This is a genomic window from Pseudomonas sp. PS01299, assembly GCF_029960145.1.
GTDB classification, from domain to species: Bacteria; Pseudomonadota; Gammaproteobacteria; order Pseudomonadales; family Pseudomonadaceae; genus Aquipseudomonas; species Aquipseudomonas putida_A.
Window position 1 is genome coordinate 26,376 of sequence record NZ_JASCPO010000005.1, and the last position, 24,479, is coordinate 50,854.

The 24,479-nt window shown below is 58.7% G+C and carries 21 protein-coding genes and 1 other RNA gene; 10 read left to right on the forward strand and 12 right to left on the reverse strand.

Annotation, left to right across the window (positions count from 1 at the left end; genetic code table 11):
- Window positions 1–773: 773 nt before the first annotated feature.
- The 9 genes from QMX91_RS02495 to QMX91_RS02535 form a co-directional block, all read right to left on the reverse strand.
- Window positions 774–2,030: an integrase domain-containing protein gene (locus tag QMX91_RS02495; RefSeq protein WP_220381822.1), complete on the reverse strand. Its 1,257-nt coding sequence runs from the start codon at window positions 2,028–2,030 to the stop codon at window positions 774–776.
- 185 nt (window positions 2,031–2,215) lie between these two features.
- Window positions 2,216–2,605: a transfer-messenger RNA gene (ssrA, locus tag QMX91_RS02500) on the reverse strand.
- Window positions 2,606–2,701: 96 nt separating this feature from the next.
- Complete coding sequence (locus QMX91_RS02505) at window positions 2,702–2,977, reverse strand: hypothetical protein (RefSeq protein ID WP_027610765.1); 276 nt, start codon at window positions 2,975–2,977, stop codon at window positions 2,702–2,704.
- A gap of 197 nt (window positions 2,978–3,174) precedes the next feature.
- Window positions 3,175–3,456 (reverse strand): hypothetical protein, encoded by a 282-nt coding sequence (locus QMX91_RS02510; RefSeq protein ID WP_027610766.1) that lies wholly within the window; start codon window positions 3,454–3,456, stop codon window positions 3,175–3,177.
- Window positions 3,457–3,589: 133 nt separating this feature from the next.
- Window positions 3,590–6,400: an FAD-binding and (Fe-S)-binding domain-containing protein gene (locus QMX91_RS02515; RefSeq protein WP_282412193.1), complete on the reverse strand. Its 2,811-nt coding sequence runs from the start codon at window positions 6,398–6,400 to the stop codon at window positions 3,590–3,592.
- Window positions 6,397–7,068 carry a lactate utilization protein C gene (locus QMX91_RS02520; protein ID WP_135294930.1) on the reverse strand — a complete coding sequence of 224 codons (672 nt, stop codon included), beginning with the start codon at window positions 7,066–7,068 and terminating at the stop codon, window positions 6,397–6,399. The genes QMX91_RS02515 and QMX91_RS02520 overlap by 4 nt, the downstream gene beginning before the upstream one ends.
- A complete protein-coding gene (locus tag QMX91_RS02525; RefSeq protein ID WP_135294931.1) occupies window positions 7,068–8,522 on the reverse strand; it encodes a LutB/LldF family L-lactate oxidation iron-sulfur protein in 1,455 nt (484 codons plus the stop codon). The genes QMX91_RS02520 and QMX91_RS02525 overlap by 1 nt, the downstream gene beginning before the upstream one ends.
- Window positions 8,519–9,343: a (Fe-S)-binding protein gene (locus tag QMX91_RS02530; RefSeq protein WP_282412194.1), complete on the reverse strand. Its 825-nt coding sequence runs from the start codon at window positions 9,341–9,343 to the stop codon at window positions 8,519–8,521. The genes QMX91_RS02525 and QMX91_RS02530 overlap by 4 nt, the downstream gene beginning before the upstream one ends.
- Before the next feature lie 150 nt (window positions 9,344–9,493).
- Window positions 9,494–11,188 carry a lactate permease LctP family transporter gene (locus tag QMX91_RS02535; protein ID WP_098967142.1) on the reverse strand — a complete coding sequence of 565 codons (1,695 nt, stop codon included), beginning with the start codon at window positions 11,186–11,188 and terminating at the stop codon, window positions 9,494–9,496.
- Between the two features lie 261 nt (window positions 11,189–11,449).
- Between QMX91_RS02535 and QMX91_RS02540 the strand changes: the two genes are divergently transcribed.
- Complete coding sequence (locus QMX91_RS02540) at window positions 11,450–12,217, forward strand: GntR family transcriptional regulator (RefSeq protein ID WP_027610772.1); 768 nt, start codon at window positions 11,450–11,452, stop codon at window positions 12,215–12,217.
- Between the two features lie 102 nt (window positions 12,218–12,319).
- Here the strand turns inward: QMX91_RS02540 and smpB are convergent, their stop codons facing one another.
- Window positions 12,320–12,802 carry an SsrA-binding protein SmpB gene (gene smpB / locus QMX91_RS02545; protein WP_003221505.1) on the reverse strand — a complete coding sequence of 161 codons (483 nt, stop codon included), beginning with the start codon at window positions 12,800–12,802 and terminating at the stop codon, window positions 12,320–12,322.
- 119 nt (window positions 12,803–12,921) lie between these two features.
- Here smpB and QMX91_RS02550 point away from each other — a divergent pair, with 119 nt between their 5' ends.
- The 3 genes from QMX91_RS02550 to QMX91_RS02560 are packed head-to-tail and all read left to right on the forward strand — an operon-like array spanning window position 12,922 to window position 15,074.
- Window positions 12,922–14,325: a sodium-dependent transporter gene (locus QMX91_RS02550; RefSeq protein WP_282412195.1), complete on the forward strand. Its 1,404-nt coding sequence runs from the start codon at window positions 12,922–12,924 to the stop codon at window positions 14,323–14,325.
- A 7-nt stretch (window positions 14,326–14,332) separates the two neighbouring features.
- Window positions 14,333–14,767 carry a type II toxin-antitoxin system RatA family toxin gene (locus QMX91_RS02555; protein ID WP_003221509.1) on the forward strand — a complete coding sequence of 145 codons (435 nt, stop codon included), beginning with the start codon at window positions 14,333–14,335 and terminating at the stop codon, window positions 14,765–14,767.
- Window positions 14,760–15,074 carry an RnfH family protein gene (locus QMX91_RS02560; protein WP_282412196.1) on the forward strand — a complete coding sequence of 105 codons (315 nt, stop codon included), beginning with the start codon at window positions 14,760–14,762 and terminating at the stop codon, window positions 15,072–15,074. The genes QMX91_RS02555 and QMX91_RS02560 overlap by 8 nt, the downstream gene beginning before the upstream one ends.
- A 61-nt stretch (window positions 15,075–15,135) precedes the next feature.
- On the opposite strand, the gene QMX91_RS02565 is transcribed toward QMX91_RS02560, so the two are convergent.
- Complete coding sequence (locus QMX91_RS02565; protein WP_027610774.1) at window positions 15,136–15,663, reverse strand: outer membrane protein assembly factor BamE; 528 nt, start codon at window positions 15,661–15,663, stop codon at window positions 15,136–15,138.
- Window positions 15,664–15,760: 97 nt separating this feature from the next.
- Between QMX91_RS02565 and fur the strand changes: the two genes are divergently transcribed.
- Entirely contained in the window at window positions 15,761–16,165 is a 405-nt protein-coding gene (gene fur, locus QMX91_RS02570; protein WP_003221515.1) for a ferric iron uptake transcriptional regulator, read from the forward strand.
- A gap of 75 nt (window positions 16,166–16,240) precedes the next feature.
- Here fur and recN read toward each other — a convergent pair whose 3' ends face one another.
- Window positions 16,241–17,914 (reverse strand): DNA repair protein RecN, encoded by a 1,674-nt coding sequence (gene recN, locus QMX91_RS02575; protein WP_282412197.1) that lies wholly within the window; start codon window positions 17,912–17,914, stop codon window positions 16,241–16,243.
- A 240-nt stretch (window positions 17,915–18,154) separates the two neighbouring features.
- Between recN and grpE the strand changes: the two genes are divergently transcribed.
- The 5 genes from grpE (at window position 18,155) to carA (ending at window position 24,372) form a co-directional block, all read left to right on the forward strand.
- A complete protein-coding gene (gene grpE / locus QMX91_RS02580; protein WP_210559117.1) occupies window positions 18,155–18,721 on the forward strand; it encodes a nucleotide exchange factor GrpE in 567 nt (188 codons plus the stop codon).
- Window positions 18,722–18,823: 102 nt separating this feature from the next.
- A complete protein-coding gene (gene dnaK / locus QMX91_RS02585; protein WP_003221521.1) occupies window positions 18,824–20,740 on the forward strand; it encodes a molecular chaperone DnaK in 1,917 nt (638 codons plus the stop codon).
- A 297-nt stretch (window positions 20,741–21,037) separates the two neighbouring features.
- The gene (gene dnaJ / locus QMX91_RS02590; RefSeq protein WP_003221522.1) at window positions 21,038–22,162 is read left to right on the forward strand and encodes a molecular chaperone DnaJ; all 1,125 of its coding nucleotides are present in this window, start codon (window positions 21,038–21,040) and stop codon (window positions 22,160–22,162) included.
- A gap of 9 nt (window positions 22,163–22,171) precedes the next feature.
- Window positions 22,172–22,978 carry a 4-hydroxy-tetrahydrodipicolinate reductase gene (gene dapB / locus QMX91_RS02595; protein WP_134785409.1) on the forward strand — a complete coding sequence of 269 codons (807 nt, stop codon included), beginning with the start codon at window positions 22,172–22,174 and terminating at the stop codon, window positions 22,976–22,978.
- Window positions 22,979–23,235: 257 nt separating this feature from the next.
- Window positions 23,236–24,372, forward strand: a complete 1,137-nt coding sequence (gene carA, locus QMX91_RS02600) for a glutamine-hydrolyzing carbamoyl-phosphate synthase small subunit (protein WP_027610776.1) — start codon at window positions 23,236–23,238, stop codon at window positions 24,370–24,372.
- Window positions 24,373–24,479: the final 107 nt, after the last annotated feature.

Genomic DNA, 24,479 nt, shown 5'->3' on the forward strand with positions numbered 1-24,479 from the left:
CTATCCAAATTCATGGGCTGCGCAAGTTGTGTTCAGGCAGGTGCACCCCAATCAACGTGGCAAACTGAGGGCAAGTAAGGAGGCGTAGTGCGGGCAGGTTGAGCACCTTATCGTCCTTGCTAGCTCAGTGAATCACCCGCGTCATTGGTACAATGCTGGCATCTGGACATCGGCCGTCAGAGAAAAAACTTTAACGTGGTGGCGAGCACTTATTTCGAAGAGTTGGAATCCAGGCGCATGTTGCATATCGCTCAGAACTCGGCGCAGTGCACGGCATGAGCTCAACTAACGGCTAAAAAAGGTATGTCTACTTACCTCTTTAGCCGTATAGCCAGAACGTGGTGTTCGAGCGACTCGCCCAGTTGGGCGCTGCGCGCACAGCCGCCGACATCGCCGATGAGCTCACCATCCGGCCCACTTGCTAGAGTTGCGCTGAAGCCTCGGGCGGCACCGCCGACGGTACCAATGGTCGCGCCAATTTTCATGGCCGTTCAGAGTGAAGCAATATTGCTGGCGTTACCGCAGGACATGCACCTAATTGTTGGTTAGAGACGCAAACGGTCTTCCCCTTTGATCAGGAGATTCACTTGGATGTGAAGTACTCGATGCTTCGTGAAGACCATTGGGACGTGGCTGAGCGCATCGTTGGGCCATGGCTCGAGAAGATGTATGCAACGATGAAATTCAATGTAGAGACCTAACAACGAGGTGTCGGAGCAATGACGCTCTCCGCGCCCGAGAACCGTTGGTTTTGTCCGATACCGGACCCTATATCAGCGAATAGAAACGACTTTTCTGGCCCTGCTTTCCTTAATAGCTGAGACCGATAGGCTGCCTGTCGCCGCTTCCTGGATGTGCTCGCTCCACCAAGCCATCATTGGGCGTCTGCGTTCGATGTAATCTGCTCGGTTGTAGGCGCTGCGTACCTCATCTTTATCAACGTGGGCAAGCGCAACCTCGATCAATTCAGGATCCCAGCCGTGCTCGTTGAGGATAGTGCTCGCCATTGAGCGCATGCCATGACTTACCAGGCGCCCTTCGAATCCCATCCGTTTCAGCGCCATGTTGGCGGTCTGGCTGTTGCAGTGGGTACGTGGGTCTCTGTCAGCAGGGAACACGTACTCTCTATGGCCGCTATAGGGTTTGATAGTCTCAAGCAGAGCAAGCGCGTGTTCGGTCAGTGGTATGACGTGAGCACGTCGCTTCTTCATACGTTCCGCTGGGATCGTCCAGGTTTTCTTGTCGAGGTCGATGTCAGCCCAGGATGTCGTAGCGGCTTCCGCAGGGCGGGTCATGGTGTGGAGTTGCCATTCTATCAGGCAGCGTGTGGTTCTTTTTATGCTCGCATTGGCGACGGCAACCATCAGCTCTGGCAGCTCTTCGGGACGGAGGGCGGCCATGTTTTGCTTTTTCGGCTTCTTGAAAACGGCCCGGATGCCGCTGAGGGGATTGGCAAAGATCATTCCTGAGTTCACGCCGTAGGTCATGATCTCGTTGAGTCGTTGGGTCAGTCGCTTCACTGTCTCCAGGCTGCCTTTGGTTTCCAAAGGGCGCAGCAGCTCGATGACCATCGGGGCATTGATCTGCGAGATAGGTATTGTTCCCAGCGATGGAAAGACATGCAGCGTGAGCGAGCGCCAGATGTCCTCGGCATAAGCCTGAGTTACAGAATCCTTTTTCAGTTCAAACCAGGCAGACGCCACGTTCTCGAATGTGTGCTCGGTTGCCTGCCTTTTTGTCTGCGCCAGCTCGCTACGTTGTTCTTTCGGGTCGATGCCCTGAGCGAGAAGTTCTCTGGCTTCGACCGTTTTCTTCCTGGCTTGAGCGAGCGAGAGTTCTGGGTAGGTGCCAAGGCCCATATTGATGCGGTTTTTTGTAATCGGCTGCCGGTAGTTGAAGTTCCATAGCGTAGAGCCATTGGCCCTCACGCGCAGCTGTAGACCGTCTCCATCACTGAGGACGTAGTCCTTGTCTTTCGGCTTTACCGCTTTGAGTTGGCGGTCAGAGAGGCGGGTGGCTTGGGCGCACATGAGGTGTTCCATGACATCAATTGGTATTCCAAAAATTACCACTGAAGGGCTTGGAATACCATCTGGAATACCCGATGTCGTGGATTGTGCCGGACGTCCATGGACGCAGGCAGACCCTAAAGCCTTGATTTTACTAGATTTCAGGCACAAAAAAAGACGTCCGTGGACGTCTTTAGATGTGAAGTTGGTGGAGCCGGGGGGATTTGAACCCCCGTCCGCCAGTGCTCCGCTGTCGGTACTACATGCGTAGCCGTGTCTATTAAGTTAACCCTCAGCGACCCGACGGGCAGGGTGCTTTGGGCGAGTTGTGTAAGTTTTAGCCGCTTCGTCCACAACGTACTGCACGGCGATTCTGTTCTATATGACAATCATTTCGGGTTTACAGACATCCCCTGATGATTGCTGGGCCCGAAGGCACCAGGAGTGCATGTCAGCTGCAATTAAGCAGCGAGAGCAGCACCGTATTGGTCGTCATTGGCAACTATAAGAAGTTGCAACAGTGGATTTACGACTTCTGTTACCAAGTCGGCATGCACCTAAAGTTTCGTCACCGGCGTCGAATCCTAATCGGCCCCGAACTCATTGCCTCGTACATCAGGTGAGGCAACAAGCCTGCGCAGTGTACGCCAAACGGCCGGCGAGGCCAACCCGAAGGTTGGCCTCGTGGCATATCAATTGCGCGTTGGATTGCGGATTTGCATTTTGGTTATCAAGGAAGAGGTGACCTCAACGCAATCCTTGTCATTGCCGGCCGCCTGCGCGTCTTCAGCTTTTTTCTGCGCTTCCTTGACGTTGTTCATGGACGTCTCGGGAATTGACGGCTGACTGGTAACGAAGTCTTTGATGGTTTGAAGATTCCCGGCACAAAGGTCTTTGTCTGCCGCAAACACCGGCGACGTCAGCAGGGCACCAGCGATGAACAATCCAGCAATTGCAGAATGCTTCATGGGTATCTCCTTGAACGGTTGGTCTCGGTGCTGCCGGACGGTCTGGCGGCGATGCCGAGGTCGTAACAGGCCGTGTTTGGTAGTGGGCCTGTTCAATCGACCGCGGCCGCACGCAGGAATTCGGTTTTTTTTACATCGTGGCCCGTCAACCCGAACCGCGCTGCATCACGCCACCTGAAGACTGGTCGTCCCGAGGTTTATTTCTTGGTATCCCCCGTCGAGTTCTGGATTACCAGAAGGGTTTGCTGGGTTTCCGCCAGGCAGTCGTCAATCCTGCCCTGAGCCTTGAGGGCCTGGGCTTTACTGACGCTTGCCGAGACGCGCGAATTCAGATCCGGCGACGTCTGATATTGCGTCTTGGCGCTTTCGATCTTTTGCAGATTCGCCTCGCACAAGTCGGCAGGTTTGCCATCGGCGAACGAAGTAGAAGCCATCATCGAGGCAGTAACGAACAGACCAAACAGTACAGAATGCTTCATGAGTATCTCCTTGCACTGAGGAATCCAGACTCTCGCTGACCGTCAGAGCAGGCCAGCGAAAGGAGGAAAAGCCCCGCGTGTTCGGGGGCTTGTTCTGTGGACTACCGCCTCGCTCAAGGGTTCTAACTTTCTTTTAGCAGGCCTTCGCTCGAGTGACCCGATCCACCAGATAGACCAGTCCGTGATAGTCGATGCCGCCGTGCTGCGTCAGGCCGATCTCACAGGTGCGGCTGGTGGAAATCCCCTCGTTGCAATGTTGCACCGCGTCCTTGAGTGTGCGCAGCGAGTGGCTGTTCAGCTCCGGCGTGGTGAAACCCTTGTCACCGGCAAACCCGCAACAATGAATACCTTCCGGAATCACCACGGTTTTGCTGCATTTGCGTGCCAGTTCGATCAGCGCCTGGCTTTCGCCCAGATGCTGGGTGCTGCAGGTCACATGAACTGCAATCGGTGCTTCTTGCGGGGTGAACTCCAGTCGATCGAGAAGATGCGTACGGATGAAGCGCACCGGGTCATACAGATCCAGGCGAACATTTCCCACGTCCTGCACCAGGCGCAAGGTGCACGGGCTGGTGTCGCAATAGATCGGATCGAGTCCACCGCGACTGGCGTGCAGCAGCGCGCTGATCAACTCCTGACGCTTGTGCTCGGCCTGTTCGGCGTAGCCTTTGGAAGCAAACGGCTGACCGCAGCAGAGGTTGTCCTGATTGTCCGGGAATACCACTTGGTAACCGGCCTTTTCCAGCAGGCCACGGGTCTTGTCGTACAGCGACATCTGCTCGTTGTCGCCCGCTGCCGGGCCCATCACCCGTGAAACACAGGCGGCCAGATACACAACGCGTGGGCGTTCGTCGGACACGCTCGGGCTGAAGCGAATGGCTTTTTCCGGTTGCGGCATCGCGTTGGTCCACAGCGGCACCTGGCCTTTGGACAAACGCGTCAGGGTTGCCGACAGCTTCGCCAGGCGCGGTGCGCCAAGCAACATCCGTGCGCCGTTGGCCACGTGCAGGGTGAAGCGTGCGCCTTGCAGGGTCTTGGCGAAATTTCCTTCGATCCAGTCAGCGGTTTTCTGATGCGTGGCGTTACGGGCGCGGAGCTTTTTCACCAGTTCGCCGGTATTGATGCCTACGGGGCAACGCTGCGCGCACAAGCCTGTCGCGGCGCAGGTTTCAATGCCTTGGTACTCGTAGGCTTGTTCCAGCTCGGTGGTGTCAACGCCGGCGCGTTTCTTCGCTTCAATGTCACGCCAGATCACGATGCGCTGGCGCGGGCTGAGGGTCAGACCTTTCGACGGGCAGACCGGTTCGCAGAAGCCGCACTCGATGCATTTATCGACAATCTCGTCAGCCGCCGGCAGCGGCTTCAGGTGTTTGAGGTGGATCTGCGGATCTTCGCTGAGCACCACGTCGGGGTTGAGGATGCCGTTGGGGTCGAGCAGACGTTTGAGCTGCCACATCAACTGATAGGCATCGCTGCCCCATTCCAGCTCAACGAACGGTGCCATGTTGCGCCCGGTGCCGTGTTCGGCCTTGAGCGAACCGCCGAATTCCACCGCCACCAGTTGCGCCACGTCGTCCATGAACGCCTGATAGCGTGCGACTTCTTCCGGACTGTTGAAGCCTTGGGTGAAAACGAAGTGCAGATTACCCTCCAGAGCGTGTCCGAAAAGGATCGCTTCGTCGTAGTCATGTTTGTCGAACAGTTCGATCAGGCGATTGACGCCGATGGCCAGTTGCTCGACCGGGAAGGTCACGTCTTCGATGATCACCGTGGTGCCGGTTTTGCGCACGGCGCCGACGGCCGGAAAGGTGTCCTTGCGGATGGCCCAGAGTTTGGCGTTCTCGGCCGGGTCTTCAGTGAAATCGACCTGTTTTTCCACCGGGAAACGGGTCAGCGAAGCCATGATCTGCGCCAGTTGTTCCTGTAGCAAAGAGGAAGAGGCGGCGCGGGATTCGATCAGCAGCGCGCAGGCATTATTCGACAGCTGCTGTACGAAATCCGGCATGCCCGGTTTGTCCTGCACCGAACGCAGACTGCGCCGATCGAGCAATTCCACTGCCGACACCGGTTGGCTTTTCAGCACGGTGACCGCGTTGCAGCAGGTTTCCACATCCGGGAACACGATCAGCGCCGACGCCTTGTTCGGATGGTCGATCACCGTGTCATAGGTCACCGCGCTGATGAAGCCAAGGGTGCCTTCGGAACCGACCAGCAAGTGGCTCAAGATATCCACAGGCTCGTCGAAATCCACCAGGGCGTTGAGTGACAGACCGGTGGTATTTTTCAGACGATATTTGTGGCGGATTCGCGCAGCCAGTTCGGCATTGGCGCGGGTCTCGCGGCCCAATGTTGCCAGGCGCTCCAGCAGATCTTCGTGGCTTACGCGAAAAGCGGCGACGCTGGCGGCGTCTTCGGTGTCGAGACGGGTGCCGTCGGCGAGTACCAGACGGATCCCGGCCAGGGTGTGGTAGGTGTTTTGCGCGGTGCCGCAGCACATGCCGCTGGCGTTGTTGGCGACGATGCCGCCGATCTTGCAGGCGTTGATCGACGCCGGGTCCGGACCGATCTTGCGCCCGAACGGTGCCAGCCATGCGTTGGCCTGCGCGCCGATCACGCCCGGCTGCAGGCGGATTTGCATGCCTTGGTCGCGAATCTCGCGAGCGTTCCAGTTATCCCCCAGCACAATCAGCACCGAATCGCTGATCGCCTGCCCGGACAAACTGGTGCCAGCGGCGCGGAAGGTCACCGGGACTTGATCGCGCTGGGCCAGTTTCAACAGCGCTACCACTTCATCTTCGGACTCGACGCGGATCACCAGTTTGGGAATCAGCCGATAAAAACTGGCGTCGGTGCCGAAGGCCAAGGTCGACAGCGGATCGTCGAAGCGGCGATCCGCTGGAATCAGTTGCTGCGCGTCGCGCAGGAAATTCACTGGAAGCGTCATTGGTCCTCCAGGATCAGCACCACAAGGTCTTTCGGGCCGTGGGCGCCGTAGGCCAGTACTTGTTCGATGTCGGCAGTTTTCGACGGGCCGGACACCAGCAGCGCGTTGGTCGGCATGCCTTGGGCCCACTCGAATTCCTGTTGCACTTGATAGAAGTTGTCGCGGATTTCGCTGGCCTTGAGCAGGGCGAAATGCACCGGCGGCACCAGGCTCATCAATCGCGGCTCTTCACGAGTGGGCCAGAGAATCAGGCTGCCGGTCGCGGCGATGGCGCCGAGAGTGCCAGTGAGGCTGGCCGGGGTGTCGTTGAACAGCTCGGCTTTCCATTCTTCCATCGGCCGGTTGTAGGATTTCAGTGTCGGCAGATCAGGATTGTTCGCCCAGTGTTGTGAGATGCGCTGCCCGTGAGGCGTAGTCGGTGCGATCAGCAGGCTCGGTAGCTGCCGGTCACGCAGCAATTGCGCGAGCAGCGTCGGCCAGTCTGCGCCGGTAGTCAGATGGATCTCGGTGTGTACCGCTTCCATCAGTTTGCGCAGCTGCGGGATGCGTTGCTCGGCGCTGTAGGTGTAAGGCTGGGTCACCAGATCGACGTCGAAGTCGTCGGCAATCGGTGTGGTGCCGGTCAGACTTTTCCGTAGCTTGGCGAGGATATTTTGCTTGGCGCTCATCAGCGGTCTCCCTGTTTGCCCAGATGCTCGCGGGCCATGTCGTGCAGTGAGCGGGCGGCGGGTTTTGGTGCGCTGTGGTTTTGTGTCCACGGGCCGACATTGCTCGGCGTTAACGCACGCAGGCGCGTGGCGAAGAACCCGAACAGCCGATACAGCGTCGGCGAGCTGTTGAGTTTCGCCCAGGCGTTCCAGATGAAACGTTCCTTGCGCGAATACTTGCTGCCCTGACCGCGCATCACTTGATGCGGACTGTCCGGGGCTTTGACGTTTTCTTCGCGCAATCGCCGCAGCAGGGCAGGGATCGGAATTTTCACCGGGCACACTTCACCGCAGGCACCGCACAACGACGAAGCGCTCGGATGATCCGGGACTTTCGCCAGACCGACCATGTGCGGCGTGATAATTTTGCCGATCGGTCCTGGGTACACCTCGCCGTAGGTGTGACCACCGACGCGGGTGTAAACCGGGCAATGGTTCATGCAGGCACCGCAGCGGATGCAGTTCAGGGTCTGGCGTAGTTCGCTGTCGGCGAAGGCCTGGCTGCGACCGTTATCGAGCAGCACCAGATGCACTTCTTGCGGGCCGTCGAGTTCATGTTCCTTGCGCGGGCCGGAGATCATGTTGACGTAGGTGGTGATCGGAATGCCCAGCGCCGAGCGGGTCAGCAGCGACAACAGCGGCACCACGTCGCGCAGGTTTTCCACGACCTTTTCGATGCCGGTGACGGCGATGTGCACCGGCGGCACGGTGGTGGTCATGCGTCCGTTGCCTTCGTTTTCCACCAGCAGCAGGGTGCCGGTTTCGGCCACGGCGAAGTTGACGCCGGAAACGCCGATGTCCGCTTCGAAGAATTTCTGCCGCAGGACTCTGCGACCGATCTGAATGAGTTGGTCAACGTCCTTGGTGTACTCCACGCCAAGTTTGTCGTGGAACAAGGACGCGACCTGACCGGCATTCTTGTGGATCGCCGGCATAATGATGTGTGAAGGCTTCTCGTGGTCGAGCTGGACGATGTATTCCCCCATGTCGGACTCCAGGCATTCAACACCTTGAGCCTCGAGGAAATGGTTCATCTCCATCTCTTCGCTGACCATCGATTTGCCCTTGATCACTTGCCGCGCCTCGTGAGCGCGGATGATCGAAAGGACGATGCCATTGGCCTCGTCCACCGTTTCCGCCCAGTGCACTGTCACACCGTTGCGGGTCAGGTTCTGTTCCAGTTGCTCGAGCAGGTCGGGCAACTTGGAGAGCGCACGCGCCCTGATCGAGTTGCCCAGGGCGCGCAAATGTTCTCTTTCGTGGGCATCGCTGAAAGCCGCTGCCCGCTTGGTCATCAGTGAATCCATCGCAGTGCGGAAGTTGTTCCGTAGCTGCTGATCGCCCAAGGCGTTGTGCGCCCGGGTGCGGAAGTCTTCTTCTACGGCGACCGTAGGAATAATCGTCGAGGTGCTCATTGCGCACCTCCGGTTCGTTGCCACAGAAAGCTGGCCAGATGTTGCCCGCGCAGCGCTTCCTTTTGTTTCTCCAATGCGCCGTTGATGTTCATCAAACAGCCGCAGTCGGCGCTCAACACTTTGTGCGCGCCGGAATCCTTCAACGCGCGGGTCTTGTCCGCCACCATCGCGCCGGAAATGTCTGGCATACGGACGCTGAATGTCCCACCGAAGCCACAGCATTCGCTTTCGTGGTCGTGGTTGACCCGTTCCACGTTGCTCAACTGCGCCAACAACTCGCGGCCGTGCAAGTGGGTGTTCATCTCGCGGCGTGCCGAACACGAGGTGTGCAGCGCGACTTTGACCGGTTCGCCGCTGTCCTTGAGCTGCACCTTGCAGACGAACAGCAGGAACTCGGCCAGCTCATAGGTGCGGGCCGCGAGTGCCTGCACCTGTTTCAACGTTTGCGGCTCGTCCTTGAACAAGTCGGCATAGTGCTCGCGCAGCATGCCGGCGCAGGAACCCGACGGCACCACCACCGGATAATCCCCGGCAAACAGCGCCAGTTGCGAACGCGCCACCGTACGCGCCTGCTCGGTGTAACCCGAGGTGTAGGCCGGTTGCCCGCAGCAGCTCTGCCCTTGCGGGTACTCGACCTCGATCCCTTCACGCTCGAGCAAGTGGATCGCGTCCATCCCGGCTTCGGGGTAGAACAGGTCGACCACGCACGTGCCGAACAGATAGACCCGCGACGGTTTCTCGCTGGGGTACTGCCGAGGTTCGGGCAGTGGCGGTGCGACGCGGGTGGCGTTGGGCACAGCGTTGTAAAAAAGCTCGCTCATCAGGCGTGTCTCCGGGTGGGCCCGGTTATCCGTCTGTTGAGACTGCTGAATATAAAGAGCCTTGCTTTCAGCAGCCTTACAGACCGGGGTGTGAATTGCTGACGCCGGAATCACCAGCCGGCGTCGGTTATTTCCGTTTTGTTTATAGGTTTAGTGCACCAGCATGCCGGTGAACCAGTAAGCCTGGGCCAGAGTGATCAGGCCGACAATCGTGGCAAAGAATAGGCTGTGCTTGAGAGTGAAGCGGAACAGATCCGATTCCTTACCCACCAACCCGGTCGCGGCGCAGGCCACGGCGATCGATTGTGGCGAGATCATCTTGCCGGTCACACCGCCGCTGGTATTGGCGGCTACTAGCAGGGTGTCATTGACGCCGATCTGGTGTGCGGTGGTCGCCTGCAGCGAACTGAACAGGGCGTTGGAAGAGGTATCCGAGCCGGTGAGGAACACGCCCAGCCAGCCGAGGAACGGCGAGAAGAACGGGAAGGCTGCGCCGGTCGCGGCCAGGACCAGCGCCATGGTCGAAGACATGCCCGAGTAGTTGGTGACGAAAGCGAAGGCCAGCACCATGCCGATCGACAGAATCGGCCAGCGCAGTTCGTAGAAGGTCTCTTTCAAAGTGGTCAGACCAGTTTTGAAGTTGATCTTCAATACCAGCATCGAGATCAGCGCCGAGAAGAAAATCGCGGTACCGGTCGCGGAAATCGGGTCGAGTTTGAACACGGCCGGGATGGCGGTCGGGGTGGCGACGATCGGAGCAGTCTTGATCACCAGTTGGTCAAGGTGCGGGATGGCAAAGTTGAACACCCAGGCGTACATCGAACCGCCGGCGGCAAACATGGCCTTGAACGGCTTGAGGGTCCAGATGGTTACCAGCACGGTGAGGATCAGGAATGGCGACCAGGCAATGAAAATTTCCCAGAGGCTGTAAGGCGACGCCACGGTGCTGCGTTTCTGGCCGAAACCACCTGCGCTGGCGGTTACTGCCGAGGCCGAAACGGCGCCAGCGATGTGTTGGCCGGCGGCGCGTTTTGGCTGCCAGACTTTGAGGAACAGGGTCAGGGAAATCAGGCTGGCCAGGGCCGAGGTGATGTCCGGCAGCTCCGGGCCGATGAAGTTCGAAGTGAAGTACTGGGTCACGGCGAAACTCAGGCCTGCGACCAGTGCTGCCGGCCAGGTTTCACGCACGCCACGCAGGCCGTCCATCATGAACACCAGCCAGAACGGCACGAACAGCGACAGCAGTGGCAGTTGGCGGCCGGTCATGGCGCCGATCTTGAACGCGTCGATGCCGGTCACTTGCCCGGCAACAATGATTGGAATGCCCAGTGCGCCAAACGCCACTGGCGCGGTGTTGGCAATCAGGCACAGGCCGGCGGCGTACAGCGGGTTGAAGCCGAGACCGACCAGCAGCGCGGCGGTAATCGCCACTGGCGCGCCGAAGCCGGCGGCACCTTCAAGAAATGCACCGAAGCAGAAACCGATCAGCAGCACCTGCAGACGCTGGTCGTCGGTGATCGACAGCACCGAACTGCGAATGACCTCGAACTGACCACTCTTGACCGTCAGTTTGTAGAGGAACACCGCCGCGACAATGATCCAGGCAATCGGCCACAGACCATAGGCAAAGCCGTATCCAGCAGCGGCGAAGGCCATGTCGACCGGCATGTGGAAGGCGAAAATCGCCACGGCAATCGATAGGGCCAGCGTGATGCTGCCGGCCACGTGACCCTTGAGGCGGAACACCGCCAGCGCGAGAAAGAAGAAAACGATGGGGATGACGGCCGCAAGAGCGGAGACGCCGAGACTGCCGAGCGGGGTATAGAGCTGTTGCCAGGTTTGCATATGGGGTGGCCCCTAATTGTTGTTGGTCAGGCACTATCAGCGTTCTTGGTTAATTGGTAATACCAATTTACAATCGCTGTTGGCTAGGGTAAAAGCCTTGATGTCGGTGTGTCAATTTGTCGCCCTGAAACTTTTGTCGAATAAGCGGTGCAGAGGGCATCTGATCCGGTCGGGCGAATGTGCGCTGACAGGTGTCGGCGGGGCGCCGATAGGCCAGAATAGAGAGCCCGGCGAGCGGTCGGGATCGTGGAGAATTGAGTTATGGGGTTTGATCAGATTCGTCAGCGCCGTTTGTCTGACGATATTGTCGAGCGCCTCGAGGGGATGATTCTCGAGGGCACGCTGAAGTCCGGTGAGCGGCTTCCGGCCGAGCGCGCCTTGGCCGAGCAGTTCGGCGTGTCGCGTCCGTCGTTGCGCGAAGCGATTCAGAAACTGGCGGCCAAGGGCTTGCTGGTCAGTCGCCAGGGCGGCGGCAATTATGTGGTGGAAACGCTCGGCTCGACCTTCAGTGATCCTCTGCTATTGCTGCTGGAGAGCAATCCCGAGGCGCAGCGCGACTTGCTGGAGTTTCGGCACACTCTGGAGGCATCGTGCGCCTATTACGCAGCATTGCGCGCCACGGATGTGGATCGTGAGCGTCTGACTGCTGCGTTCAATGAGTTGCAGGATTGCTATACGCGGCATGACGAAGTGAGCCGGGCGGAAGAGGGCGCGGCGGATGCGAAGTTTCATCTGGCGATCGCCGAAGCCAGCCACAACGCAGTGCTGCTGCACACCATTCGCGGGTTGTTCGATCTGCTCAAGCGCAACGTGGTGACCAACATTGGCGGCATGTACAAGCAGCGCACGGAAACCCGCGACATGCTGATCTCTCAGCACCGGGAGCTGTATCTGGCGATTATCGAGGGGCGTGCGGAGCAGGCGCGGGAGGTTTCCAGTCGGCACATTCTGTATGTGCAGGAAGTGCTGGAGGAGGTACGGCAGGAAGTTCAGCGCATGGCTCGGGCGGAGCGGCGCAAGGGAATGTAGCTTTTAGAGGCAAAAAGATCGCAGCCTTCGGCAGCTCTTACAGGGAAATTCTCATTCCTGTGTAGGAGCTGCCCCAGGCTGCGATCTTTTAAAGCAGGAAAATTATTCTTCCTTGCCCTTGTTGCGCACGGCGCGCTGCAGCTCTCGACCAGCGTCGCGTTCGCGCTCGGTGTCACGCTTGTCGTATTCCTTCTTGCCCTTGCCCAGAGCAATTTCGCACTTGACCATGTGCTTGCTCCAGTAGAAGGACAGGCACACGCAGGCGTAGCCTTTCTGTTGCACGGCAGCGGCGAGTTTTTCCAGCTCGCGCTTGTTGAGCAGCAGTTTGCGGGTGCGGGTCGGATCGGCGATGACGTGGGTGCTGGCGGTCATCAACGGCGTGATGTGACTGCCGAGGAGCCAGGCTTCGCCATCCTTGAGCAGCACGTAACTGTCGACCAGTTGCAGCTTGCTTGCCCGCAGACTTTTTACTTCCCAGCCGGCCAGGACCAGACCAGCCTCGAAACGATGTTCGATGAAGTAATCGTGTCGCGCCTTTTTGTTCTGCGCGATGGTCCCTGTTGGGTGTTTCTTCTGTTTAGCCATAGGGGCGGCATTATATGGAGATAAACGGTCCTCGGCTACGGTGATGCTGCGTGCTTGAGCACGTTGAGTGAATCCCGGACAATGCGGCCTCTTTTTCTAACGCTTGGGCGTGATATTCAATGTCGACAGACAAGGTTTCTGTCCACGGCAGTTGGGCTAGCCGCTGGGTTTTCATATTCGCCGCGACCGGTTCGGCCGTGGGACTGGGCAGCATCTGGAAATTCCCCTACATGGTCGGGGTCTACGGCGGCGGCGCCTTCGTGCTGATGTTTCTGGCCTGCATCGCCCTGATCGGGATCCCGGTCATGCTGGCTGAAACCCTGATCGGCCGCCGCGCACGGCAGAGTCCGGCGAACGCCCTGAAGGTGCTGGCGCTGGAAGCCGGGCATTCGGGCAAGTGGTCGTGGGGCGCATTTGCCGGGATGATCACGGCGTTGCTGATCCTGTCTTTCTATAGTGTGGTTGGCGGCTGGTCGCTGGATTACATCATCGACATGGGGCGCGGCGACTTCCAGGGCGCTACGGCGGAGCAGGTCGGCGCTTATTTCGGCAATGTCATCTCCAATCCCTGGCGCCTGACACTTTGGCACACAGTTTTCATGCTGTTGTCGGCCGTGGTGATCGCCAAAGGCGTGGTTGCCGGGCTTGAGCGCAGTCTGCGGATCATGATGCCGCTGCTGTTCGTGATGGTGCTGGTGTTGCTGGGTTACAGCATGACCACCGGGCATTTCATGGAAGGCGTGCATTTCATGTTCGATTTCCACCCGGAAAAAGTCCTCGACGGCTTGCTGCCCGCCATGGGCCATGCGTTCTTTTCCCTGAGCGTGGGCGTCGGATCGATCATGATCTACGGCGCTTACATGACCAAGGAAGCCTCGTTGTCCGGGACGGTGGTCGGTGTGGCACTGCTCGACACCTTCGTGTCGCTGGTGGCCGGTCTGGCATTGTTTCCGATTGTGTTTGCTGGCGGTTTGAACCCTAGCGAAGGTCCAGGCCTGATGTTCGTCAGTCTGCCATTTGCCTTCGGTAACGTGGTTTTCGGCCAGTTGATGGGCGTGGTGTTCTTTGTCCTGGTGGCAATTGCCGCCTGGAGCTCGGCGATTTCCCTGCTCGAACCGATGGTTGCCTATTTGGTTGAACGCACGAAAATCAGCCGTGGCTGGGTGACTTTCTGGCTGGCATTCATTTGCTGGTTCGTCGGTCTGGGTACGGTTTTCTCCTTCAATATCTGGAAGGAAGCCAAATTTTTCGTGAACGATGGCGGGCTGTTTCACCTCTACCAATGGGGGGCGGCAGGCGGTCTGGACTTCTTCGGCGTGATTGATTTCTTCACCTCGCGGATCATGTTGCCGCTCGGTGGCTTGTGCTTCGTGCTGTTTGCCGGTTGGGTGATGGGGCGTGAGGCGGTGCGTGACGAGTTGTCGATTCGTAACCCGGCGCTGTTTGCCCTGTCCCTGTTCTTGATGCGCTACGTGGCGCCCATCGGCATTCTGGTAGTGTTTGCCGCTCAGCTCTGGAAGTAACGCTTACATGACGACACATATTCAACGTTCGGCGTTGCTGCCATACCCGGCGCAATTCCTCTACGACCTGGTCAACGACGTCGCGCGTTACCCGGAATTCCTGCCGTGGTGCTCGTCCGCCGAGGTGCTGGAGAGTTCGCCCGAGCACATGCGTGCCAGCGTTGGCGTGGCCAAGGGTGGCCTCAGTCAGCACTTCGTCACTCGCAATACGCTGGTGCCGGGGCAATCGATCGAGATGAACCTGGAAGAAGGCCCGTTCAACCAACTGCATGGCGTCTGGGTCTTCAAGGCGTTGAACGAGAAGGCCTGCAAGATCAGTCTTGACCTGTCTTTCGACTACGCCGGCCCGCTGGTGCGCGCGACACTCGGCCCGCTGTTCAATCAGGCGGCGAATACGTTGGTGGATGCGTTCTGCCAGCGCGCCAAGCAGATGCATGGTTGAGTCGGTGATCGAGATTGAGGTGGTGTATGCCGCCGTGGATCGTCAGATCTTGCGCACTTTGAGCGTTCCTGAAGGGACGACAGTGCGTGAGACGGTGCTCAAGTCAGGTATTGGCGATGAATTTCCGGAGCTGGACTTGAGCGAGTGCCCGTTGGGTATCTTCGGCAAAGTGATCGCGGATTCGCAGGTTCGCCTGATTCAGGCGGGGGATCGCATCGAGATCTACCGACCATTGCTGGCTGACCCGAAAGAGGTGCGGCGTCTGCGCGCGGCCAAGGCTGCCGAGGCGAAAGCGCGAAATCAGTAGATGGGCCAAATCGCAGGCAATAAAAAACCCGGAAATTCCGGGTTTTTTATTGCCTCGCACATTACTGCGGCGAGGTGTCCAGCGGTTCGGGCGTCGGAACCGGAACGGTTTCAACACCGTCCACGTCCTTCTGGATCGAATCCAGCAAGGAGCCTGGTTTGGCTGGTTGTTCCGGCTTCGGCTTCTCGGCGTTTTCAGCAGGGGCGGTCACGCTGGTGCCACTGTCCTTGCCGAGAATGGCTTCGTCACGGCTCACGCCCGGCATGAAGTCACCGGACAGGCTGACAAGCTGGTCGTTGGAGTTGAAGTTAACACTCACGCGTTCCTGTTGGCGTTCACCGCCACCAGGTTGCAGGCTGTACAGATAATCCCAGCGATCGGCATGGAACGTGTCGGTCAGCAGAGGGTTACCCATGATAAACCGTACTTGCCGACGGGTCATTCCCGGGCGTAACTGGTCTATCATGTCCTGCGTGACGACATTGCCCTGCTGGATGTCGATTTTGTAAACCCCGGGGAATGAACAACCGGCGAGTGCGAGCAGTCCCACAAAGGTGAAACTGGTTAGCAAGAGCTTGGTGTTTTGCATCGGTGGGCGACTTCCACTATCTTGGCTGGGACAACGTAAACGCCGATCATACCCGCATTAAGAGAAGCTGCGAAGCAGCATCGCGAGAAAGCTGACCATGGTTGAAAATAGCGAACTACGCAAAGCCGGCCTTAAAGTGACCCTGCCACGGGTCAAGATCCTGCAAATGCTCGACTCTACCGAGCAGCGTCACATGAGTGCCGAAGACGTCTACAAGGCGTTGATGGAAGCGGGCGAGGACGTCGGTCTGGCCACGGTTTACCGTGTTCTGACCCAGTTCGAAGCCGCTGGCCTCGTGGTCCGTCACAACTTCGACGGTGGCCACGCGGTATTCGAATTGGCCGACGGTGGCCACCACGACCACATGGTCAACGTGGAAACCGGTGAAGTCGTCGAATTCGTCAGTCCGGAAATCGAAAAGCTCCAGAAGGCAATTGCCGAGGAGCACGGTGTTGATCTGGTAGATCACAATCTGGTGCTGTACGTACGCAAGAAAAAGTAAGCATGTCGCGCGAATTTCAGGTTCGCGAAACGAACGAAGGCGACCCAAGGGTCGCCTTCGTGCTTTCTGCTGCTCTTATACTTTTGCGGTAACCACCATTTTTTTTGCGTGAGCCAGAGACTCTTTGGTCAGGTCGATGCCGCCCAGCATCCGCGCCACTTCTTCTATACGGTCGTTCTTGCTCAGCTTGGACACGGCGGTGTGAGTCGCCTGTTCACCACGCACCTTGTGCACGAACAAATGCTGATGACCCTGCGCTGCCACTTGCGGCAAGTGCGTCACGGTCAGTACCTGCCCGCGATCGCCAAGACGTCGCAACAACTGGCCGACGATTTCGGCGGTCGGCCCGCCGATACCCACGTCCACTTCGTCGAATACCAGGGTTGGTACCCGTGAGGTCTGCGCGGTGATCACCTGAATCGCCAGACTGATCCGCGACAGCTCGCCGCCGGAGGCCACTTTGGCCAGCGCCTTCAGTGGCTGGCCGGGGTTGGCGCTGACCAGCAGTTCAACCTGTTCCAGACCATTGGGCAGCAGTTCGTCGCTGCTATTGGCGCGCAATTCAATGGTGAAGCGCCCGCCCGGCATGCCCAAGCGCTGGATTTCCTGCTCCACGGCGCTGGCAAGGCTGCCGGCGGCCTGGTGACGCAAGTCGCTCAGCTCTCGGGCCTTCTCTTGATAATGGCGTGCGTAGGACGCCAGTTCTTCACCCAGGCGCTCGATAGATTCGTCGTTGGCGTTAAGGGTTTCGATCTCATCCAGCAACTTCTGCTGCATCTCGGCGACTTCGGTTGGCTGGATCCGGTGCTTGCGGGCCATGGTGTAAATTGCGTCGAGGCGTTCTTCCAGATACTGCAGGCGCGCCGGATCGGCATCGAAGTTGTCGAGGAAGCGATTGAGTTCGCCCACGGCTTCTTCGACCTGGATCTGCGCGCTGGTCAGCAGGCTGCTGGCTTCGCCCAGTGCGCCCACCGAGTTGTTCACGCTCGACAGACGGTTGAGGCTGGCGGTCAGTGCATTCAGTACGTTGCCGGAATCGCTTTCGCTGCACTGCTCGACCACCTGTCGGCAGATGCCGAGCAGGGTTTCGGCATTGGTCAGGTTTTTGTGTTCCTGCTCCAGCTGTTCCAGCTCGTTTTCGCCGAGGCCGAGGTTTTCCAGTTCTTCGAGCTGGTAGCTGAGTAGTTGGTGGCGCGCGCGTTGTTCGTCGCCGGAGTTGGAGAGGCGCTCCAGCTCCTGGCGAGTCTGGCGCCAGCGCTGCGCAGCCAGTTGAACCTGGCGGGCCAGATCGGTGGCACCGGCGTATTCATCGAGCAGGCGGCGATGGGTATCGGTTTTCAGCAGGGACTGGTGTTCGTGCTGGCTGTGGATATCGATCAGCAGTTCGCCGAGAGCCTTGAGATCGCCGAGCGGGCAGGGCGTGCCATTGATATAGCCACGCGAACGGCCTTCAGCGGTGATCACCCGACGCAGGATGCATGGGCCGTCGTTTTCGAGATCGCGTTCGGCCAGCCAGGCATGGGCTTCGGGAATGTCGACCAGATCGAAGGTGGCCAGAATGTCGGCCTTGTCGGCGCCTGGGCGAACCACGCCGCTGTCGGCGCGATCGCCCAGGGTCAGGCCCAGGGCGTCGAGCATGATCGACTTGCCGGCGCCGGTTTCCCCTGTGATCACGCTCATCCCGCGATCGAGTTCGAGATCGAGATGTTCAACGATGGCGTAGTTGTGTACGGACAGGTGCACCAGCATAAAGGCCGCTCCCAGGCTTTAGGTCTGGTTATTTATACAGTGTTTTGTTTCAGGCTGACAATGCCCTCGCTTAGCTCGATTTGCTTGATCCGATCAAATGCTTAGTCCGAGCGGGAATGACAATGCAGCACTTTTTTGTAGGGTTAATCATTGCAGGCCCTTGAAGCCTGATTTTGCGGCCCCATATATCGGGGCAGAAGCGCGAGTACAGCTCGCGGACGTAATTGAAAGGAGAATTCTATGGCTGACGAACAGACAGTAGATACGCAAAATCCAGAAGCCAATCAGGCGCCCGAAACTTTGGGTGACGACCTGGCGACCCGTGTACAAGTGCTCGAAGAGCAGTTGGCCGCCGCGCAGGATCAGTCGCTGCGCGTAGCTGCCGATCTGCAGAACGTCCGCCGCCGTGCCGAGCAGGATGTCGAGAAGGCGCACAAGTTTGCGCTGGAAAAATTCGCCGGTGACTTGCTGCCGATCGTCGACAGCCTGGAGCGTGGTCTCGAACTGTCGAGCCCGGACGACGAAAGCATCCGTCCGATGCGCGAAGGCATCGAGCTGACCCTGAAAATGTTCCACGACACCCTCAAGCGTTACCAGCTTGAAGCGATCGATCCGCATGGCGAACCGTTCAATGCCGTTCACCATCAGGCGATGGCCATGCAGGAAAGCGCCGACGTCGAACCGAACAGCGTTCTGAAGGTGTTCCAGAAGGGCTACCAGCTCAATGGCCGCCTGTTGCGTCCGGCCATGGTTGTGGTCAGCAAGGCGCCGGCGCCAATTTCGCCTTCGATTGACGAGAAGGCTTGAAATTAGCCGCAAGGCCCCCATTTAGAAGTCAAGCGTTTAAGTATTACCGCAGTTAGCCACCACTGCTGCGGCAACAAAATCCAAAGTTTCGGGAGAGTGAACATGGGCAAAATTATCGGTATCGACCTGGGGACTACCAACTCCTGCGTCTCCGTGCTGGAAAACGGCGTAGCCAAAGTTATCGAAAACGCCGAAGGCGCGCGTACCACGCCGTCGATCATCGCTTACGCCAACGATGGTGAAATCCTCGTTGGTCAGTCGGCCAAGCGTCAGGCAGTGACCAACCCGCACAACACCCTGTACGCGGTGAAGCGTCTGATCGGTCGCAAGTTCGACGAAGAAGTCGTACAGAAAGACATCAAGATGGTCCCGTACAAAATCGCCAAGGCTGACAACGGCGACGCCTGGGTTGAAGTGAACGGCCAGAAAATGGCGCCGCCACAAATCTCGGCTGAAATTCTGAAGAAGATGAAGAAGACCGCCGAAGACTACCTCGGCGAGCCTGTGACCGAAGCGGTGATCACCGTTCCGGCCTACTTCAACGACAGCCAGCGTCAGGCGACCAAAGACGCCGGCCGCATTGCCGGTCTGGACGTTAAACGTATCATCAACGAACCAACCGCAGCTGCTCTGGCTTACGGTATGGACAAGGCCAAGGGCGATCACACCGTGATCGTTTACGACCTGGGTGGCGGTACTTTCGACGTTTCCGTGATCGAGATCGCTGAAGTTGACGGCGAGCACCAGTTCGAAGTGTTGGCCACCAACGGTGACACCTTCCTCGGCGGTGAAGACTTCGACATTCGTCTGATCGACTACCTCGTTGACGAATTCAAGAAAGAAAGCGGCATGAACCTCAAAGGTGACCCGCTGGCCATGCAGCGCCTGAAAGAAGCCGCTGAGAAAGCCAAGATCGAGCTGTCGTCCGCGCAGTCGACCGACGTCAACCTGCCGTACATCACTGCAGACGCCACCGGTCCTAAGCACCTGAACGTGAAGATTTCGCGTGCCAAGCTCGAAGCTCTGGTTGAAGACCTGGTTCAGCGCACCATCGAACCTTGCCGCATCGCCATGAAAGACGCCGGTATCGACGTTGGCGCGATCAACGACGTGATTCTGGTCGGCGGTCAGACCCGTATGCCGCTGGTGCAGAAGCTGGTGACCGACTTCTTCGGTAAAGAAGCTCGTAAAGACGTGAACCCGGACGAAGCGGTTGCCATGGGTGCTGCGATTCAGGGCGCCGTTCTGGCCGGTGACGTGAAAGACGTTCTGCTGCTCGACGTCAGCCCGCTGACCCTGGGTATCGAAACCATGGGTGGCGTGATGACCGCGCTGATCGAGAAAAACACCACGATTCCTACCAAGAAATCGCAAGTCTTCTCGACTGCCGACGACAACCAGGGCGCTGTGACCATTCACGTTCTGCAAGGTGAGCGTAAGCAAGCCGCACAGAACAAGTCCCTGGGCAAGTTCGACCTGGCCGACATTCCACCAGCTCCACGTGGCGTGCCACAGATCGAAGTGACCTTCGACATCGACGCTAATGGCATTCTGCACGTTGGTGCGAAAGACAAGGCGACCGGTAAAGAGCAGAAGATCACCATCAAGGCCAACTCCGGTCTGTCGGATGAAGAAATTCAGAAGATGGTTCGCGATGCCGAGCTGAACGCCGAGGAAGACCGCAAGTTCGCTGAACTGGCTGAATCCCGTAACAAGGGTGATGCACTGGTTCACTCGACTCGCAAAATGGTTACCGAAGCGGGCGACAAGGTCAGCGCTGAAGAGAAGACCGCGATCGAAGCCGCTGTGGTTGCACTGGAAGCCGCTGTGAAAGGCGACGACAAGGCTGCCATCGAAGCGAAGATCGAAGAGCTGTCGAAAGTCTCGGCTCCGGTTGCTCAGAAGATGTACGCCGAACAGGCTCAGCCTGCTGAAGGCGCGGCACCGCACGACGAGAAAGCTGAAAAGGCTGACGATGTTGTCGATGCCGAGTTCGAAGAAGTCAAAGACCACAAGTAAGTTGTTGGTCGGCCGGTTGACTGCCTTGCGGCGGTGACTGGTAGGATGTCGCCGCGCGGGAGCTTGCTCCCGCGTTGGCGTATCTGGAATACACGAATTTTTACAGCATGCGACAAGGTTCGCCTGCTGCTGGTATGGCCGGGAATGCTCCTGCTTTTCGCGCCGCAAGTACCAAAAGAAACAAAGACCAGGATCGTTGAATTGACGTGAGTTGGGTCCGGGCCTGTATTGGGGCTCAACGAGTTTGGCCATCCTCAGGAGGGGTTTGCCGAACGTCCTCAAGAGTGCAAAAGACTTATGGCAAAGCGTGACTATTACGAAGTATTGGGTGTAGAGCGTGGTTCAAGCGATGCAGACCTGAAGAAGGCCTATCGTCGTCTGGCGATGAAGCATCACCCGGACCGTAATCCCGATGACAAAGCGTCGGAAGAACTGTTCAAAGAGGCCAACGAGGCCTACGAAGTATTGTCCGATTCGAGCAAGCGCGCGGCGTACGACCAGTACGGTCATGCTGGCGTCGACCCAAGCATGGGTGGCGGTGGCGCCGGTTTCGGCGGGCAGAACTTCTCCGACATCTTTGGCGATGTCTTCAGTGACTTCTTCGGTGGCGGTCGTGGCGGTTCCCGTGGCGGCGCCCAGCGCGGCAGCGATCTGCGCTACACCCTGGAGCTGAATCTGGAAGAAGCGGTGCGCGGCACTACCGTGAATATCCGCGTTCCGACACTGGTCAATTGCAAGCCATGCGATGGTTCCGGTGCGAAGAAAGGCTCGTCGCCATCAACCTGCCCGACCTGCGGCGGCATCGGCCAGGTGCGTATGCAGCAGGGCTTCTTCTCGGTGCAGCAGACCTGCCCGCGCTGCCATGGCCAAGGCAAGATCATTTCCGATCCGTGCGATTCCTGCCACGGCGACGGTCGCGTCGAAGAGTACAAGACCCTGTCGGTGAAGGTGCCGGCTGGCGTTGATACCGGCGACCGCATTCGTCTGTCTGGCGAGGGCGAGGCGGGCACCCAGGGCGGCCCGACCGGCGACCTGTACGTGGTGATCAACGTGCGCGAACACGACATCTTCCAGCGCGATGGCAAACATCTGTTCTGCGAAGTGCCGATCAGCTTTGTTGATGCGGCGCTCGGCGGCGAGCTGGAAATCCCGACCCTCGACGGTCGCGTCAAACTGAAAATCCCTGAAGGCACCCAGACCGGCAAGCAGTTCCGTGTACGCGGCAAAGGCGTGGCGCCGGTGCGGGGCGGTGGTGCGGGCGACTTGATGTGCCGTGTAGCGGTCGAGACCCCGGTCAATCTGAATCGTCGTCAGCGCGAATTGCTCGAAGAGTTCCGCAGCTCGCTGGCGGATGACAACAGTCACTCGCCAAAAACCACCGGTTGGTTCGATGGCGTGAAGCGCTTCTTCGGCGATCTGTAAGGAGTCGGCATGCGACGTATAGCTGTGATGGGCGCCGCCGGGCGCATGGGCAAGATTCTGGTCGAGGCCGTGCAACAGCGCGCGCCGCTGACCGGCCTGACCGCGGCGATCGTTCGTCCCGGCAGTACGCTGATCGGGGTGGATGCCGGTGAGCTGGCTTCGCTGGGTCGCATCGGTGTGCCGTTGTCCGGCAATCTCGAATCGGTGGCTGAAGAGTTCGATGTGCTGATCGATTTCACCCTGCCGGAAGTCATGCTGAAAAACCTCGCGTTCTGTCGCAAGGCTGGCAAGGCCATGGTCATCGGCACCACCGGGCTCGACGCTGCGCAGAAGCAGCTGCTGGCTGAGGCGGGCAAGGATATTCCGATCGTCTTCGCGGCCAACTTCAGTGTCGGGGTCAACCTGTCGCTGAAGCTGCTCGAAATGACCGCTCGGGTGCTGGGCGATGATGCGGACATCGAGATCATCGAGGCGCATCACCGGCACAAGATCGATGCGCCTTCGGGCACGGCCCTGCGCATGGGTGAAGTGATCGCCGAGGCGCTGGATCGTGATCTGCAGAAGGTTGCGGTCTATGGCCGTGAAGGCCACACCGGTGCGCGCGAGCGGGAAACCATCGGTTTCGCTACCGTGCGTGGTGGTGATGTGGTCGGCGATCACACCGTGCTGTTCGCTTGCGAAGGCGAGCGCCTGGAGATCACGCACAAGGCTTCCAGTCGCATGACTTTTGCCAAGGGCGCGGTGCGTGCGGCGTTGTGGCTGGATGGTCGCGAGCCGGGTCTGTATGACATGCAGGACGTGCTCGACCTGCATTAATTGACTGCTTTACCCAGCGCAAACGCCCGGTTTGCGCTGGTTTTTCTACACCGCGCGACGGCCTGTCGCATTCTCCGGCCTTTTAGGCTCTTTAGCGGTGGACCAAAAAAGCCTTTTTCTGTAAGCTACAGCTTTAGTGTGTCCACTAAAAGCGCGCAGAATAATTCAGTGAAGAAGCGGGGTGACGTGTCCATACGTCACTCCGCTTTTTTACAACCTGCGATTGCCCTTTCATGCGTTATTTACGGGAGGTCTTCTTGACTAAGCCAGCCATACTCGCCCTTGCTGATGGCAGCATTTTTCGCGGCGAAGCCATTGGAGCCGACGGTCAAACCGTTGGTGAGGTGGTGTTCAACACCGCAATGACCGGCTATCAGGAAATCCTTACCGATCCTTCCTACGCCCAACAGATCGTTACCCTGACTTACCCGCACATCGGCAACACCGGCACCACGCCGGAAGACGCCGAGTCTGACCGCGTATGGTCCGCTGGCCTGGTCATCCGTGACCTGCCGCTGGTAGCGAGCAACTGGCGTAACACGATGTCCCTGTCCGACTACCTGAAAGCCAACAATGTTGTGGCAATCGCTGGTATCGATACTCGTCGCCTGACCCGCATCCTGCGTGAAAAAGGCGCACAGAACGGCTGCATCATGGCCGGCGACAACATCTCCGAAGAAGCTGCAATTGCCGCTGCGCAAGGCTTCCCGGGCCTGAAGGGCATGGATCTGGCGAAAGTCGTCAGCACCAAGGAAAAGTACGAATGGCGCTCCACTGTCTGGGACTTGAAGACCGACAGCCACGCGACCATCGAAGCGTCCGAGTTGCCGTACCACGTGGTTGCCTACGACTACGGCGTCAAACTGAACATCCTGCGCATGCTGGTCGAGCGCGGCTGCCGCGTGACCGTGGTGCCGGCGCAAACCCCGGCTGCCGATGTGCTGGCACTCAAGCCGGACGGCGTGTTTCTGTCCAACGGCCCTGGTGACCCGGAGCCTTGCGACTACGCAATCAAGGCGATCAAGGAAGTGCTGGAAACCGAAATTCCTGTCTTCGGTATCTGCCTCGGTCACCAGCTGCTGGCTCTGGCCTCCGGCGCCAAGACCCTGAAAATGGGCCACGGCCACCACGGTGCCAACCACCCGGTACAGGATCTGGACACTGGCGTCGTGATGATCACGAGCCAGAACCACGGTTTTGCAGTTGACGAAGCGACCCTGCCGGCCAACGTGCGTGCGATCCACAAGTCGCTGTTCGACGGCACCCTGCAAGGCATCGAACGCACCGACAAGAGCGCGTTCAGCTTCCAGGGCCACCCTGAAGCGAGCCCGGGCCCGAACGATGTGGCGCCCCTGTTCGACCGCTTCATCAACGAGATGGCCAAGCGACGCTAAGCGTTCGCCTTGAGACTGTAGCGAGAAGCCCTCGAGGGCGGCCCCGATACCGGTGGCGCCCCTCAGGGCTTCAGAAATCGATCAAGACGGCTTGCCGACTGACCTGC

Coding starts and splice junctions, on each gene's coding strand:
- QMX91_RS02550 (WP_282412195.1), top strand. CDS start 12,922: ATGTCGACAGACAAGGTTTCTGTCCACGGCAGTTGGGCTAGCCGCTGG.
- QMX91_RS02510 (WP_027610766.1), bottom strand. CDS start 3,456: ATGAAGCATTCTGTACTGTTTGGTCTGTTCGTTACTGCCTCGATGATG.
- smpB (WP_003221505.1), bottom strand. CDS start 12,802: ATGGCTAAACAGAAGAAACACCCAACAGGGACCATCGCGCAGAACAAA.
- QMX91_RS02515 (WP_282412193.1), bottom strand. CDS start 6,400: ATGACGCTTCCAGTGAATTTCCTGCGCGACGCGCAGCAACTGATTCCA.
- QMX91_RS02505 (WP_027610765.1), bottom strand. CDS start 2,977: ATGAAGCATTCTGCAATTGCTGGATTGTTCATCGCTGGTGCCCTGCTG.
- QMX91_RS02560 (WP_282412196.1), top strand. CDS start 14,760: ATGGTTGAGTCGGTGATCGAGATTGAGGTGGTGTATGCCGCCGTGGAT.
- QMX91_RS02540 (WP_027610772.1), top strand. CDS start 11,450: ATGGGGTTTGATCAGATTCGTCAGCGCCGTTTGTCTGACGATATTGTC.
- QMX91_RS02520 (WP_135294930.1), bottom strand. CDS start 7,068: ATGAGCGCCAAGCAAAATATCCTCGCCAAGCTACGGAAAAGTCTGACC.
- recN (WP_282412197.1), bottom strand. CDS start 17,914: ATGCTGGTGCACCTGTCCGTACACAACTACGCCATCGTTGAACATCTC.
- fur (WP_003221515.1), top strand. CDS start 15,761: ATGGTTGAAAATAGCGAACTACGCAAAGCCGGCCTTAAAGTGACCCTG.
- QMX91_RS02530 (WP_282412194.1), bottom strand. CDS start 9,343: ATGAGCGAGCTTTTTTACAACGCTGTGCCCAACGCCACCCGCGTCGCA.
- QMX91_RS02555 (WP_003221509.1), top strand. CDS start 14,333: ATGACGACACATATTCAACGTTCGGCGTTGCTGCCATACCCGGCGCAA.
- QMX91_RS02495 (WP_220381822.1), bottom strand. CDS start 2,030: ATGTGCGCCCAAGCCACCCGCCTCTCTGACCGCCAACTCAAAGCGGTA.
- dnaK (WP_003221521.1), top strand. CDS start 18,824: ATGGGCAAAATTATCGGTATCGACCTGGGGACTACCAACTCCTGCGTC.
- QMX91_RS02525 (WP_135294931.1), bottom strand. CDS start 8,522: ATGAGCACCTCGACGATTATTCCTACGGTCGCCGTAGAAGAAGACTTC.
- QMX91_RS02565 (WP_027610774.1), bottom strand. CDS start 15,663: ATGCAAAACACCAAGCTCTTGCTAACCAGTTTCACCTTTGTGGGACTG.
- grpE (WP_210559117.1), top strand. CDS start 18,155: ATGGCTGACGAACAGACAGTAGATACGCAAAATCCAGAAGCCAATCAG.
- dapB (WP_134785409.1), top strand. CDS start 22,172: ATGCGACGTATAGCTGTGATGGGCGCCGCCGGGCGCATGGGCAAGATT.
- QMX91_RS02535 (WP_098967142.1), bottom strand. CDS start 11,188: ATGCAAACCTGGCAACAGCTCTATACCCCGCTCGGCAGTCTCGGCGTC.
- dnaJ (WP_003221522.1), top strand. CDS start 21,038: ATGGCAAAGCGTGACTATTACGAAGTATTGGGTGTAGAGCGTGGTTCA.